The sequence below is a fragment of the Rathayibacter sp. AY1D5 genome (genome assembly GCF_002932515.1).
Taxonomy (GTDB): domain Bacteria; phylum Actinomycetota; class Actinomycetes; order Actinomycetales; family Microbacteriaceae; genus Rathayibacter.
The window spans coordinates 20,712-34,780 of the sequence record NZ_PSVU01000040.1 but is presented as its reverse complement, the minus strand read 5'-3'; the positions used below and the strand labels follow the sequence as shown (position 1 = coordinate 34,780).

Sequence of the window (14,069 nt, the reverse complement as noted above, 5' to 3'; positions counted from 1 at the left end):
GGGCGCCCGTGGGCGGTGCGGGGACGGCCTGCGGAGGAGCGACCGGAGCGGCCTCCGGGGTCGTCGCGTCGGCCGGTCGAGGGTCGGAGGAGGGGCTCGCCATGCCGACAGCCTAGGGAACGCCGTCCCCCGGGGGCGGTCAGGGTCTTTTCAGGCCTCTGGCCGGGCCTTCGTCTTCGGGGGCTCTCGGGTTAGTCTGTCGAGGTTGACCTGCCGCACGGAGCGTGCAGGGCGTCGGCCGCGGTCGTCGCAGCATCCGGGGGGATTCGCGAAGGAGAAGGTTTGGCGTCCGACAGAAGGACCACCGGTGGTGTGGTCAAGGCGATCGTGGGCTTCCTGGGCATGAGCGTCGTGGCCGGAGTCCTCGTGACCGCCACCGTCACCCCGGCCGTGGCGCTCGCCGGAGTCGCCGCGAACCAGTCGATCGGCGTCTTCGACGGCCTGCCCGACTACCTCGAGGTCGACAAGCTCTCCGAGAAGAGCAACATCTACGCGACCGGCTCCGACGGCCCGCAGCTGCTCGCCTCCTTCTACGTCGAGAACCGCGTCGAGGTGCCGCTCGACCGCATCGCCCAGGCCGCCAAGGACGCCGCCGTCTCGGGTGAGGACCCCCGCTTCTACGACCACGGCGGAGTCGACCTCCCCGGCACCCTCCGCGCCGTCGCGCAGACCTATGTGCTCGGCAACGACGTGCAGGGCGGATCCTCGATCACCCAGCAGTACGTGAAGAACGTCCTCGTCGAGAAGGCCGTCCGCAACATCTCGGACGACGCCGAGCGCGCGGCCGCGATCGACGAGGCCACCCGGACCTCCCCCGAGCGCAAGCTCCGCGAGATGAAGCTCGCCATCGGCCTCGAGAAGCAGTACACGAAGGACCAGATCCTCCAGGGCTACCTCAACATCGCGTTCTTCGGAGGCACCACCTACGGCCTCGAGACCGCCGCGAACTACTACTACGCGACCTCGGCCGCTGACCTCTCGATCGCCCAGGCCGCGAGCCTCATCGCGATCGTCAACAACCCGGCCGTCCTGCGGATCGACCAGCCCGACAACCCGGACAACGGCGCCGCGAACGGCTACGCCCGCAACAAGGACCGCCGCGACTACATCATCGGCAAGATGCTCGAGGAGGGGAAGATCTCGCAGGAGGACCACGACGCCGCCGTCGCCACTCCGATCGAGCCCCGCATCACCCAGCCCAGCACCGGCTGCTCGACCGCGGGCAACGCGGGCTTCTTCTGCGACTACGTCACCAACGTCCTGAAGAACAACGAGATCTTCGGCGCCGACGAGGACACCCGCTGGACCAACTTCCGCCGCGGCGGCCTCGACGTCTACACGACGCTCGACGTCGGCCTGCAGGACGCGGCCGTCGCCGCCGTCGACGCGCAGGTCCCGCAGACCTGGAACTTCGACGTCGGAGCCGTCTCCGTCAGCGTCGAGGTCGGATCCGGGCGCGTGCTCGCGATGACGCAGAACAAGAAGTACTCGCAGGATCCGGACGTCCTCACGACCGACCCGTCCTACAGCGCCGTGAACTACAGCACCGATCGGGCCAACGGCGGATCCTCCGGGATCCAGCCGGGCTCGACCTACAAGCTCTTCACCCTGGTGGAGTGGCTGAAGGAGGGCCACAGCATCAACGAGTCGGTCGACGGGACGCGCAAGTCCACCTGGGGCACCTTCACGGACTCCTGCGTCTCCGGCGGCACCGACACGAGCAACGAGACGAGCGCGAAGAACGACGAGGGCGGCACCGGCGAGGTCGGCACCCCGGTGTCCTTCACGAAGACCTCCCTCAACACCGGCTTCGTCGGCATGGCCCGTGAGCTCGACCTGTGCGGCATCCGCGACACCGCGGTCGACATGGGCGTGAAGCAGGGCAGCGGCGAGGAGCTCGAGCACAACCCGTCGTCGGTGCTCGGCACGAACTACGTCTCGCCCCTCTCGATGGCCGGCGCCTTCGCCACCATCGCCTCCGGCGGCACGACCTGCGACCCCGTCGCGATCGACCGCATCACCGACTCCGCCGGAGCCGACCAGCCGGTGCCCCCGGCGAACTGCCGCCAGTCGATCGACCGCAACGTCGCCGCCACCGCGGCCGTCGCGCTGCAGGCGACCTTCACCGGCGGCGGGACGGCCGTGGCCTCCCGCACCGGCGACGGCGTTCCGCTGATCGGCAAGACCGGCACCACCGACGACGCGAAGGCCACCTGGATGACCGGAGCGAGCACCCGCGTCGCGACCGCCGTCGGCGTGTTCAACGTGAAGGGCGACGCGAACCTGCGCCTCGGCCGCTACTCCTTCGACTCCGGATCCGCCGCCACCGCGCGCCACCGCATCTGGCCGGTCGTCATGCGCGCCGCCGACGCGACGTACGGCGGGACGGACTTCCCGGAGGCCGACGGCTCGCTGCAGGTCGTCCCGAAGGTGGACATCCCGGATGTCGTCGGGCTCTCCTCCGCCGACGCCGAGGCCAAGCTCGAGGCGGCCGGCTTCGGCGTCGTGCAGGGCGGCACGGAGGCGAGCGACGCCGCGGTCGGGACGGTCACCCGCGCCGCCCCGTCGGGCTCGGCCCCGCGCGGCACCGCGATCACCGTGTTCACCAGCTCCGGCAACCAGAAGACCGTGCCGAACGTGACGGGCCAGGACCTGGAGGCCGCGAAGAACGCCTTCGGCGCCGCCGGCTTCACGAAGATCACGCTCGCCTGCGCCGAGGACCCGAAGGCGCCCGACGCCGGCCAGGTCACCGGGCAGGAGCCGGCCGGCGGCTCCCCCGTCGCTCCGGACGCCACGCTGAAGGTGACGATCACCGCGAAGAAGTGCCCCTGACCGGCGCCTGACGGCTCGCGAGAACGCGTCCGGCCCGCGAGGATCCTCGGATCCCGCGGGCCGGACGCGTTCCTGTCGGACGACGGCGTCGGAGCCGGGGCTACTGCCCGCGCCCCCGGATCGCGCCGACGATCGCGACGGTCGCGAAGTAGACGATGAGGGCCAGCACGCCGAACGAGGCGAGCGCCCCGCTGGCCTCGGCCCAGGGCCGTCGCTCGTCCGTCATGGTGCCGGGCATGACGATGTCGAGGGCGAACATGCCCACCGCCAGGGCGAAGCAGACGAGGCTCAGCACGAGCAGCGCCCGGACCGCCTTGCCCACGGGGTCGTAGTAGCGCGGGTTCGACATCGTGCCTCCGGTTCTCGTGCTCTCGTGTCTATCCCGCCCGGACCGCTGTGGCAAGCCGTGGGGACGCGAAGACCCCCGCCCCTCCCCCTCCGCGGGCGCCGCTCGCGACGACGGGCGGTGCCGTCGTCACGAGCGGTGTCTCGCGGAAGGAGGAGGGACGGGGGTCGGAGCGGGACCGGCTACGCGGCCAGCGGGAGGGCGGCGGCCGAGGTCACCAGCAGCTCGCCGGCGACGGCGTCGACGCGGACCGCGCCTCCGTCGGAGACCTCGCCGCTGACGAACAGGTCGGCGATCCGGTCGTCGATGGAGCGCTGGACGAGCCGGCGCAGGGGCCGGGCGCCGTACTGCGGCTCGTAGCCGTTCTCGGCGAGCCAGTCGACGGCCGCCTCCGTCACCTCGAGCGTCACCTCGCGGGGAGCGAGGCGGGAGCGCGTGGTGTCGAGGACGATGCCGACGATCTCCCGCAGCTGCTCGCGGCCGAGGCGGCGGAACAGGACGATCTCGTCGATCCGGTTGAGGAACTCGGGGCGCATCGCCTCGCGGAGACGGCCCATGACGCGATCGCGCAGGTCCTTCTCCGAGGCGAAGCCCTCGGCCGACGCGTCGCTCTGAGCGACGAAGCCGAGCGCACCCGACCGCGAGGCCAGGAACTCCGAGCCGAGGTTCGAGGTCATGATGATCACCGTGTTGCGGAAGTCGACCGTCCGCCCCTGGCCGTCGGTCAGACGCCCGTCGTCGAGCACCTGCAGCAGCAGGTTGAACACGTCGGGGTGCGCCTTCTCGATCTCGTCGAAGAGGACCACCGAGTACGGGTTCCGGCGCACGCGCTCGGTCAGCTGACCGGCCTCGTCGTAGCCGACGTACCCGGGAGGGGCGCCGACCAGCCGCGAGACCGTGTGACGCTCGCCGAACTCGCTCATGTCGAAGCGGATGACCGACTGCTCATCGGCGAAGAGGGAGCCCGCGAGGGTGCGCGCCAGCTCCGTCTTGCCGACACCGGTCGGGCCGAGGAAGAGGAACGAGCCGACCGGGCGCGAGGAGTCGCCGAGGCCTGTGCGGCTGCGGCGGACGGCCCGGGCGACCGCGGTGACCGCGTCGTCCTGGCCGATGACCCGCTGGTGCAGCTCGGTCTCGAGGTGCGCGAGGCGCTCGCGCTCCCCCTCTGTGAGCCGCGACACCGGGATGCCGGTGGCGCGGGCAATGACGGCCGCGATCTCGGTCTCGCCGACGACCGCCTCCGCGGGGGCGCTGCCGGTGGCCGCGTCGAGCTCCGCCTGCACGGCGCTGATCTCGTCGCGGACGCGGGACGCCTCCTCGTAGTGCTCGGCCGAGACGGCCGCGTTCTTGTCGGCCTCCAGGGTCGCCAGACGCTCGAGCAGAGCTCCGGTGTCGACGCCGGCTCCGAGGCGGAGGCGGAGGCGCGCGCCGGCCTGGTCGATCAGGTCGATCGCCTTGTCGGGCAGCACGCGGTCGGTGAGGTACCGGGCCGAGAGCTCGACGGAGGCGCGCAGGGCCTCGTCCGTGAAGCGCACGCGGTGGTGCTCCTCGTAGGCGGGGCGCAGGCCGTGCAGGATGGCGACCGCGTCCTCGATGCCGGGCTCGCCGACGCGGACCGGCTGGAAGCGCCGCTCCAGTGCCGGGTCCTTCTCGATGGTGCGGTACTCCTTGAGCGTGGTGGCGCCGACGAGGTGCAGCTCGCCTCGGGCCAGACGCGGCTTGAGGATGTTGCCTGCGTCCATTCCGCCCTCGCCGCCGCCGCCCGCACCGACGACGGTGTGGACCTCGTCGATGAAGACGATCAGCTCGCCGGAGTGCGCCGCGATCTCGTCCATGGTGCCGGTGAGGCGCTCCTCGAAGTCGCCGCGGTAGCGGGTGCCGGCCAGCATGCCGGGGAGGTCGAGCGAGATCACGCGCTTGCCGCGCAGCTGCTCGGGGACCTCCTCCGCCACGATCGCGCGGGCCAGGCCCTCGACGATGGCGGTCTTGCCGACGCCGGCCTCGCCGACGAGCACCGGGTTGTTCTTGGTGCGGCGGCTGAGGATCTCGACGGTCTGCTCGATCTCGTCGGCGCGCCCGATGACCGGGTCGAGCCGGCCCTCGCGGGCGAGAGCGGTGAGGTCGGTGCCGAACTTGTCGAGCATCGGAGTGTCGGAGGCGGGCTGTCCTGCCTCCTGCTGCTGCGGGGCCTCGGTCTCGCGCATGCCCTGGGTGAGGGCCTCGGCGGTGACGCCGGCGCGGGCGAGGACCTGCCCGGCGGGGGCGTCCTGGCCGAGCACGAGCGCGAAGAAGAGGTGCTCGGGCTCGATGTAGGTCGAGCCGCTGGAGCGGGCGACCTGGTAGGCGTGGAACAGCGCGCGCTGCGCGCTGGGGGTGATGGTGGCCGCGTTCTGCGAGGCGTGGGCCTCGTCGGCCTGCGGGAGGCGCGCCTCCGCGGCGGTGGCGATGGCGGCGGGGTCGACGCCGATGCGGCGCACGGCCTGCGAGACGGTCTCGTCGTCGATGAGCACGCGGAGCACGTGCAGGGCGTCGAGCTCGGTCTGGCCGCGCTCGAGGGCGAAGCGTCCTGCGGACTGCAGGATGTCGCGGGTACGGGCGGTGAGGAATCGGCTGAGGTCGATCGACCGCGCCGCGCGGGCGCGCTCACCGTCGAGGTAGCGGGCGAGGAAGTCGTCGAACGAGCTCGCTCCGGCCTCGCTGTAGTTGTCGGGCACCTGTCCTCCTGAGGAAGTTGAGTCGGTTACGCTCAAGTTCAACGCAGGGGTGCCGTTCCTATTCCCGCCCCTCCCCCGCGAGATGCCGCTTCGGTCCACGGCACACCGCGGCGGGCGTTCCGACCGGCGTCTCGCGGGGACGGGAAGAGGCACGGACTCCGGGGAGTCCGTGCCTCTCTGCGCCGACGCGCATTTCCTCCGGGGTGGGAGCTCTAAGGAACGAGGTAGCCCGCCGCGCGGAACAGCTCGTACCACTCCGGCCGCGTGAGCGGCAGATCGGAGCCGAGGGCCGCATCGCGCACGCGCTGCTCGTTGGTCGTGCCGAGCACGACCTGCATGCCCGCCGGGTGGCGGGTGATCCAGGCGGTGGCCACGGCGATCGCCGGGACCTCGTAGGTCGCTGCGAGCCGGTCGATGACGGCGTTCAGCTCGGGGTAGGCCGGGTTGTCGAGGAAGACGCCGGTGAAGAACCCCGCCTGGAAGGGCGACCAGGCCTGGACGGTGATGTCGTTCAGGCGGCAGTAGTCGAGGATGCCGGCGTCGCGCATGACGGACTGGTCCTCGCCGACCATGTTGGAGGCGACACCCTGCGCGATCAGCGGCGCATGAGTGATCGAGAGCTGCAGCTGGTTCGCCACGATCGGCTGGTTCAGCGACTTCTTCAGCAGCTCGATCTGGTACGGCGTCTGGTTCGAGACGCCGAAGTGCTTCACCTTGCCGGACGCGTGCAGCTCGTCGAACGCGCGGGCCACCTCATCGGGCTCGACGAGCGCGTCGGGCCGGTGCAGGAGCAGCACGTCGACGTAGTCGGTGCGCAGCGCCTTCAGCGAGCCCTCGACCGAGGCGATGAGGTGCTCGTACGAGAAGTCGAAGTAGGGGCCGTCCGGGAGGATGCCCGCCTTGGTCTGCAGGACGACGTGCTCACGCTCCGACGGGGTGAGCGCCATCGCCTCGGCGAAGCGCTCCTCGCAGCGGTGCAGCTCGCCGCCGTACACGTCGGCGTGGTCGAAGAAGTCGATGCCGGAGTCGCGGGCGGCGCCGACGAGGCCGCGGATCGCCTCGTCGCTCATCTCGGGGATGCGCATGAGGCCGAGGACGACGTTCGGGGAGTCGACACCGGAGGTGCCGAGGGGGACGTGCTTCACAGGGAGTGCTCCTTCGTTGGATACCCCGTCCACGGTAGGCGCCCCGCCTGGGCGCCGTCCAACAGGGGGTGCTGGTGCGATCCATCCGGTGGAGTGGTGAATCGGCGGAGTGGTCGGCTGGGCGGCGGTGCGCTCCGTGCTCGACGGCTTCCCCCGGGTGCTGATGCGCCTGGCCCTCTGAGGCGCGCACGACGGCCGCTCCGGCCCCGCTCCGCGAGACACCGACGTGCCGCGCGAGGCGCCGCCGACAGGACGGCGCCTCGGCGACAGGGCGGCGCCTCGCCGGGTGCGGTGACCCGGCGCCCGCCCGCCGCCCGGAGACGAGGAACGGCCCCTCACCCGCGAGGGGAGGGGCCGTTCGCCGTGGAGGCCGGGACGTGGTGTCGACGCCTAGAAGTCCCAGTCCTCGTCCTCGGTGTTCACGGCCTTGCCGATCACGTAGGAGGAGCCGGAGCCCGAGAAGAAGTCGTGGTTCTCGTCCGCGTTGGGCGAGAGGGCCGACAGGATCGCGGGGTTCACATCGGTGACCTGCTTGGGGAACATCGGCTCGTAGCCGAGGTTCATCAGCGCCTTGTTCGCGTTGTAGTGCAGGAACTTCTTGACGTCCTCGGTCAGGCCGAGCTGGTCGTAGAGGTCCTGCGTGTACTGCGCCTCGTTGTCGTAGAGCTCGTAGAGCAGCGAGAACGTGTAGTCCTTGATCTCGTCGCGCTTGGCCTGGTCGACCCGCTCGAGTCCCTTCTGGAACTTGTAGCCGATGTAGTAGCCGTGCACGGCCTCGTCGCGGATGATCAGGCGCACGAGGTCGGCCGTGTTGGTGAGCTTGGCGCGCGAGGACCAGTACATCGGCAGGTAGAAGCCCGAGTAGAAGAGGAACGACTCCAGCAGCGTGGAGGCGACCTTCCGCTTCAGCGGGTCGTCGCCGCGGTAGTAGTCCATCACGATGGACGCCTTCTTCTGCAGGTTCGGGTTCTCCATCGACCAGCGGAAGGCCTCGTCGATGTCCTGGGTGTTCGACAGGGTCGAGAACACCGAGGAGTACGACTTGGCGTGGACCGACTCCATGAACGCGATGTTCGTGTAGACGGCCTCCTCGTGAGGCGTGATCGCGTCCGGGATGAGCGAGACGGCGCCGACGGTGCCCTGCACGGTGTCGAGCAGGGTGAGCCCGGTGAACACGCGCATGGTGAGCTGCTGCTCCTGGTGCGTGAGCGTGTTCCACGACTGGATGTCGTTCGACAGCGGGACCTTCTCGGGCAGCCAGAAGTTGCTCGTGAGGCGGTTCCACACCTCGACGTCCTTGTCGTCCTGGATCCGGTTCCAGTTGATCGCCTGGACGGAGTCGACGAGCTTGAGCTTCTCGGGGGGAGTCATGATTCCTTCTCGCTGCTGCGGATGGGTCGTGCGGAGGGGGGGTGGGGCTGCGTGCTCTAGAGCATGCACGAGACGCACTGGTCGAGCTCGGTGCCCTCGAGCGCCAGCTGACGGATGCGGATGTAGTAGATCGTCTTGATGCCCTTGCGCCAGGCGTAGATCTGGGCGCGGTTGACGTCGCGGGTGGTCGCCGTGTCCTTGAAGAAGAGCGTGAGCGAGAGGCCCTGGTCGACGTGCTGCGTGGCGGCGGCGTAGGTGTCGATGATCTTCTCGTAGCCGATCTCGTACGCGTCCTGGTAGTACTCCAGGTTGTCGTTCGTCATGAACGGCGCCGGGTAGTAGACGCGGCCGAGCTTGCCCTCCTTGCGGATCTCGATCTTCGACGCGATCGGGTGGATCGAGGACGTCGAGTTGTTGATGTACGAGATCGAGCCGGTCGGCGGGACGGCCTGCAGGTTCTGGTTGTAGATGCCGTGCTCCATGACCGAGGCCTTGAGCGCACGCCAGTCGTCCCGGGTGGGGACCGCGATGCCCGAGTCGGCGAAGAGGCGGGAGACGCGCTCGGTGGCCGGCGCCCACTCCTTCTCCGTGTAGGTGTCGAAGAACTCGCCCGAGGCGTACTTCGAGTCGGCGAAGCCCTCGAAGGTGGTGCCGCGCTCGATGGAGAGGTTGTTGGAGGCGCGCAGGGCGTGGAACAGCACCGAGTAGAAGTAGATGTTGGTGAAGTCGATGCCCTCCTCGGATCCGTAGTGGATCCGCTCGCGGGCGAGGTAGCCGTGCAGGTTCATCTGGCCGAGGCCGATGGCGTGCGACTTGTCGTTGCCGTCCTCGATCGAGCGGACCGAGGTGATGTGCGACTGGTCGGACACCGAGGTGAGGCCGCGGATCGCGGTCTCGATGGTGCGGCCGAAGTCGGGCGAGTCCATCGTCAGCGCGATGTTCAGCGAGCCGAGGTTGCAGGAGATGTCCTTGCCGATCTGCGCGTAGGAGAGGTCCTCGTTGTAGGTCGTCGGAGTGTTGACCTGGAGGATCTCGGAGCAGAGGTTGGACATGTTGATGCGGCCCTTGATCGGGTTCGCCTGGTTCACCGTGTCCTCGAACACGATGTAGGGGTAGCCCGACTCGAACTGGATCTCGGCGATGGTCTGGAAGAACTCGCGCGCCGAGATCTTGGTCTTCTTGATGCGCGGGTCGTCGACCATCTCGCGGTACTTCTCCGAGAGGGAGATGTCGCCGAAGGGGATGCCGTAGACGCGCTCGACGTCGTAGGGCGAGAAGAGGTACATGTCCTCGTTGTTCTTCGCGAGCTCGAACGTGATGTCGGGCACGACGACGCCGAGGGAGAGCGTCTTGATGCGGATCTTCTCGTCGGCGTTCTCGCGCTTGGTGTCGAGGAAGCGGAGGATGTCGGGGTGGTGCGCCGAGAGGTACACCGCTCCCGCGCCCTGGCGCGCGCCGAGCTGGTTGGCGTAGCTGAAGCTGTCCTCGAGGAGCTTCATCACGGGGATGATGCCCGAGGACTGGTTCTCGATCTGCTTGATCGGGGCGCCGGCCTCGCGGATGTTCGAGAGCGAGAGGGCGACGCCGCCGCCGCGCTTGGAGAGCTGGAGCGCGGAGTTGATGCCGCGGGCGATCGACTCCATGTTGTCCTCGATGCGCAGCAGGAAGCAGGAGACGAGCTCGCCGCGCTGTGCCTTGCCGGTGTTGAGGAAGGTCGGGGTCGCGGGCTGGAAGCGGCCGGCGACGATCTCCTCGACGAGGGCGGTCGCGAGCGTCTCGTCGCCCTGGGCGAGGCCGAGGGCGGTCATCACGACGCGGTCCTCGAAGCGCTCGAGGTAGCGCTTCCCGTCGAACGTCTTGAGCGTGTACGAGGTGTAGTACTTGAACGCGCCGAGGAAGGTCGCGAAGCGGAACTTCTTCGAGTACGCCAGGTCGTTGAGCTGCTGGATGAACTCGAACGAGTACTGGTCGAGCACGGCCTGCTCGTAGTACTCCTTCTCGACCAGGTAGTCGAGGCGCTCCTTGAGCGTGTGGAAGAACACCGTGTTCTGGTTGACGTGCTGCAGGAAGAACTCGCGAGCGGCCTCGCGGTCCTTGTCGAACTGGATCTCTCCGTTCGGGCCGTAGAGGTTCAGCATCGCGTTGAGCGAGTGGTAGTCCATCTGTGCGGCGTCGCGGGGAGCGTCGATCACTGCTGCGTCCAAAACGTGTCCAATCCTTCGTCGACGGCGCGGACGTCGTCGGGTGTTCCGAATACTTCGAATCGATAGAGGTGCGGCACCTCGCACTTGCGGGCGATGATGTCGCCGGCGAGGCAGTACGCCTCGCCGAAGTTCGTGTTGCCGGCGCCGATGACGCCGCGGATCAGGGAGCGGTTGCACGGATCGTTGAGGAACCGGATGACCTGCTTGGGGACCGCTCCTCCGCCGTTGCCGCCGCCGTAGGTGGGGAGGACGAGCACGTACGGCTCGTGGACGTGGAGCGTGTCGAGGGCGGCTCCGTCGCGGCGGGCGTGGAGCGGGATGCGCTGCGCCGGCCGTCCGAGCTTCTCGATGAACCGGTGCGTGTTCCCCGAGCTGCTGGAGAAGTACACGAGCCCGCTCATCCTTCGGCCCCTCTCCCCGTCAGCTGCTGTTCTCGGTCCCGCCTCCGAGGCGGCTGCGCGGTGAGCCGCAAGGCGGAGGAGGAAGCCGCAGCGGCGCTACGGCGCCCGCCGACGACGTCGCGGATCGCCGTCCGTGCGCCTCAGAGGGTCGCGATCTTGTCGGGGCGGAAGCCGGACCAGTGGTCGTCGTCCGTGATGACGACCGGCGCCTGGAGGTAGCCGAGGGCCTTGACGGCCTCGAGGGCCTTCTCGTCCACGGAGAGGTCGAACACCTCGTAGTCGATGCCCTTGCTGTCGAGGGCGCGGTACGTCGCGGTGCACTGGACGCAGGAGGGCTTGGTGTAGACCGTCACAGCCATGGGTGTCGCCTTTCGGAGGGGGTGTCCCGGTGCCGCTCCCCGACCGGCGGCTCGCGATGCGGGCGGGGTCGGAGGGTGGTCCGGGTGAGTTCTGGGTGCCGGTGGGGCTCTCGCTCCGACCTGCTCAGCAATACTACATATAGGGGGCGGGCCGGTGTCAGCCCACTAGACGTAGTAGTTACAGCCGTGTAGTTATCCACCGGCTCCTCCCCCGTTCATCCACAGGCCGGAGCCCGTGGAACCGCGGAAGGACGCGGATCCGGACGAACCATCCACAGGTGTGGACAGAAGGATCCCGTTCACTGTGTACAACGCGCCACGGCGTGTCGGCATGCCCGACCGGTGGGGTCCGCGCGGCGGCTCGACCACAAGATGTGGTGGTCGGATCGCATCTCGGGGCATGCCCGGACGGTACGCCCGACCACCGACACCGCGAACGGTCAGAGGAGCTGCGCGGCCCACTCCCGGGCGACGGCGCGCAGGTGCGGGAACGGGTCCGCGAGGGCCGCGGACGAGGAGCCCGCCGCCTCCGTCAGCGACACCGCAGCGGTGAAGCCGGGAGTCGGCGCCGCGATCGCCCCGGCGACGAGGAGTGTCCGCGCCCCGGCCGCCTCGGCGAGCGCGAGGACGTGCACCGGGACCTTGCCCGCGGCGGACTGCGCGTCGAAGCGCCCCTCCCCCGTGATGACGACGTCCGCGCCCGTGAGGAGCGCCGGGAGCCCGATCGCCCGTCCGACGGCGCCGGCGCCGGAGGTCGTACGCGCGCCCCAGGCGAGCAGCCCGAAGCCCGTCCCGCCCGCCGCCCCGGAGCCCGGCGCGTCGGGATCCGCGTCCAGGTGCGTGGCGAGACGGCGGAGGCCGCTCTCGAGGAGGAGGACGTCCTCGGGGCCGGCCCCCTTCTGCGGTCCGAAGACGCGGGCCGCCCCGGAGTCGCCGAGCAGCGGGGTCGCGACGTCGCTGAGCACGACCGCGCCTCCGGGCGGCAGAGGACGCAGCGCGCGGAGGTCGGCGGCGGCGAGCGCGGGCAGCGCACCGCCTCCCTCGCCGAGGTCGCGGCCGGAGGCGGTGGAGAAGCGTGCGCCGAGCTCGCGGAGCGCTCCGACTCCGCCGTCGGTCGAGGCGCTGCCGCCGATCGCCAGCAGCAGGGCGTGCGCCCCCGCGTCGAGGGCGGCGGCGATCGCGCGGCCGAAGCCGCGCGTGTGCGCGGTGAGCGGACGGAGCGGGTCGAGCAGCGTGATGCCGCTCGTGGAGGCGAGCTCGACGATGGCTGTCCCGTCGGGGAGCAGCAGCCACCAGGCGCGGACCGGCCGGTCGTCCGGGCCGGGGACGACGACCGGCCGCCGAAGCGACCCCGGGACCGCGAGTGCGAAGGCCTCGACCGTGCCCTCTCCTCCGTCGGCCATCGGCGCGAGGACGATCTCGTCCCCCGGGCGCGCAGCGCTCCAGCCCTCGGCGATCGCCCGCGCGACCTCGACCGCGCTCGCCGACCCCTTGAAGGAGTCGGGCGCGACGACGACCCTCAGCCTGCCCACGCGCTCAGTGTGGCACCGCGCCGCCGCTCAGAGCGGGGTCGCGAGCCGGTAGCCGCGCTTGATCACCGTCGCCACGAGCCGCGGTTCGGGGAGGGCCTGACGGAGGCGGCTGACGGCGACGTCGACCGCGTGGTCGTCGAGCGCCTCCGGCGCGGAGGCCGCGAGGACGTGACGCGCGACGGTCGCGCCCTCGGCGGCGACGAGAGTCCGGAACAGCGCGAGCGCGACCGGGGTCAGCGCCACCCGGGTCCCGGCCAGGACCGCGTGCCGGCCTCGGAGCTCGAGAGTGCCGAAGGCCGTCTCGATGCGGGGCGACGCCTGCTCGAGGTGCTCGCAGGTCAGGCGGATGAGCGCGCCCATCCGGAACCGGTCCGGCACGACCGGGAGGATCCCTACCTCGAACAGGGGTGCTGCGGTCACCGGGCCGACGGCGGCGGCGACCACCGTCTCGCGGAAGGCCGCCTGGAGGTCGTCGAGGCGGCCCGCGGCCTCCGCGACCGTGAAGAGCGCCTCCACCGCCGGCGCGCTGGTGAAGGTGACGGCGTCGATGCCCCCTCCGCAGACCGCGTCGATCAGCCGCAGCACCCGGGCGGAGTCCTCGTGCACGCTCCAGCGGTAGGGCGCGGCCGTGAGCACCCGGGCGCCGGCGTCGCGGAGACGCTGCAGCTGAGCCGGGTCGGTGAATCCGTGCAGCTGCACCGCGATCGTGCGGCCGGCGACGCCCTCGCGCAGGGCCAGGTCGACGAGGGAGGTGGTCGTCTCGCGCTCGCTCATCCCGTGGTCGTCGAGACCCGCCGCACGGATCGCTCCGCGCGCCTTGGGTCCGCGGACGAGGATCCGCGCGGAGGACAGCGCGTCGGCCAGCTCGATCCCCGCGGCGTCCGCGGCCTCGAGCCAGCGCCGCAGGCCGTAGGAGGTGGTGGCGAGGAGCACGTCGGGACGGGCGGCGACGATGGCGCGGGTCTCCTCCTCGAGCGCGCCCTCGGTGTCGACGCCGCGCATGCGGATGGTGGGGGCGTGCGTGACGGCGGCACCGCGGCGCTCGAACGCGGCGATCAGGTCCTCGGAGCGGCGGTCGGAGGTGACCCCGATGCGGAAGCCGTCCAGCTGGTCGGGTCGGAACCCCACGGCGGCGTCGGGATCGGTGCCGGTCATGCTCGGCCCC

Annotated in this window: 10 protein-coding genes; 1 reads left to right on the top strand and 9 read right to left on the bottom strand. The window is 70.5% G+C overall.

Annotated elements, in window-relative coordinates:
- Window positions 1–282 precede the first annotated feature (282 nt).
- A complete protein-coding gene (locus C5C82_RS12460; RefSeq protein ID WP_258060041.1) occupies window positions 283–2,832 on the top strand; it encodes a transglycosylase domain-containing protein in 2,550 nt (849 codons plus the stop codon).
- A 100-nt stretch (window positions 2,833–2,932) separates the two neighbouring features.
- On the opposite strand, the gene C5C82_RS12455 is transcribed toward C5C82_RS12460, so the two are convergent.
- The 9 genes from C5C82_RS12455 to C5C82_RS12415 all read right to left on the bottom strand — a co-directional run bounded on the left by C5C82_RS12455 (window position 2,933) and on the right by C5C82_RS12415 (window position 14,059).
- Window positions 2,933–3,181, bottom strand: a complete 249-nt coding sequence (locus C5C82_RS12455; protein ID WP_104224361.1) for a hypothetical protein — start codon at window positions 3,179–3,181, stop codon at window positions 2,933–2,935.
- 179 nt (window positions 3,182–3,360) lie between these two features.
- A complete protein-coding gene (locus C5C82_RS12450; protein WP_104247715.1) occupies window positions 3,361–5,892 on the bottom strand; it encodes an ATP-dependent Clp protease ATP-binding subunit in 2,532 nt (843 codons plus the stop codon).
- Window positions 5,893–6,104: 212 nt separating this feature from the next.
- Entirely contained in the window at window positions 6,105–7,037 is a 933-nt protein-coding gene (locus C5C82_RS12445; RefSeq protein WP_258066103.1) for an aldo/keto reductase family oxidoreductase, read from the bottom strand.
- Window positions 7,038–7,427: 390 nt separating this feature from the next.
- Window positions 7,428–8,408 (bottom strand): class 1b ribonucleoside-diphosphate reductase subunit beta, encoded by a 981-nt coding sequence (gene nrdF, locus C5C82_RS12440; protein WP_104224358.1) that lies wholly within the window; start codon window positions 8,406–8,408, stop codon window positions 7,428–7,430.
- Window positions 8,409–8,464: 56 nt separating this feature from the next.
- Window positions 8,465–10,570, bottom strand: a complete 2,106-nt coding sequence (nrdE, locus tag C5C82_RS12435; protein WP_104250945.1) for a class 1b ribonucleoside-diphosphate reductase subunit alpha — start codon at window positions 10,568–10,570, stop codon at window positions 8,465–8,467.
- A 26-nt stretch (window positions 10,571–10,596) separates the two neighbouring features.
- A complete protein-coding gene (gene nrdI, locus C5C82_RS12430) occupies window positions 10,597–11,013 on the bottom strand; it encodes a class Ib ribonucleoside-diphosphate reductase assembly flavoprotein NrdI (RefSeq protein ID WP_104224357.1) in 417 nt (138 codons plus the stop codon).
- Window positions 11,014–11,153: 140 nt separating this feature from the next.
- Window positions 11,154–11,372, bottom strand: coding sequence for a glutaredoxin-like protein NrdH (nrdH, locus tag C5C82_RS12425; protein WP_068255139.1), 219 nt, complete (start codon window positions 11,370–11,372; stop codon window positions 11,154–11,156).
- Between the two features lie 440 nt (window positions 11,373–11,812).
- Window positions 11,813–12,895: a glycerate kinase gene (locus tag C5C82_RS12420; protein WP_219814847.1), complete on the bottom strand. Its 1,083-nt coding sequence runs from the start codon at window positions 12,893–12,895 to the stop codon at window positions 11,813–11,815.
- Window positions 12,896–12,931: 36 nt separating this feature from the next.
- Window positions 12,932–14,059, bottom strand: coding sequence for a uroporphyrinogen-III synthase (locus tag C5C82_RS12415; RefSeq protein ID WP_104355169.1), 1,128 nt, complete (start codon window positions 14,057–14,059; stop codon window positions 12,932–12,934).
- Window positions 14,060–14,069 lie beyond the last annotated feature (10 nt).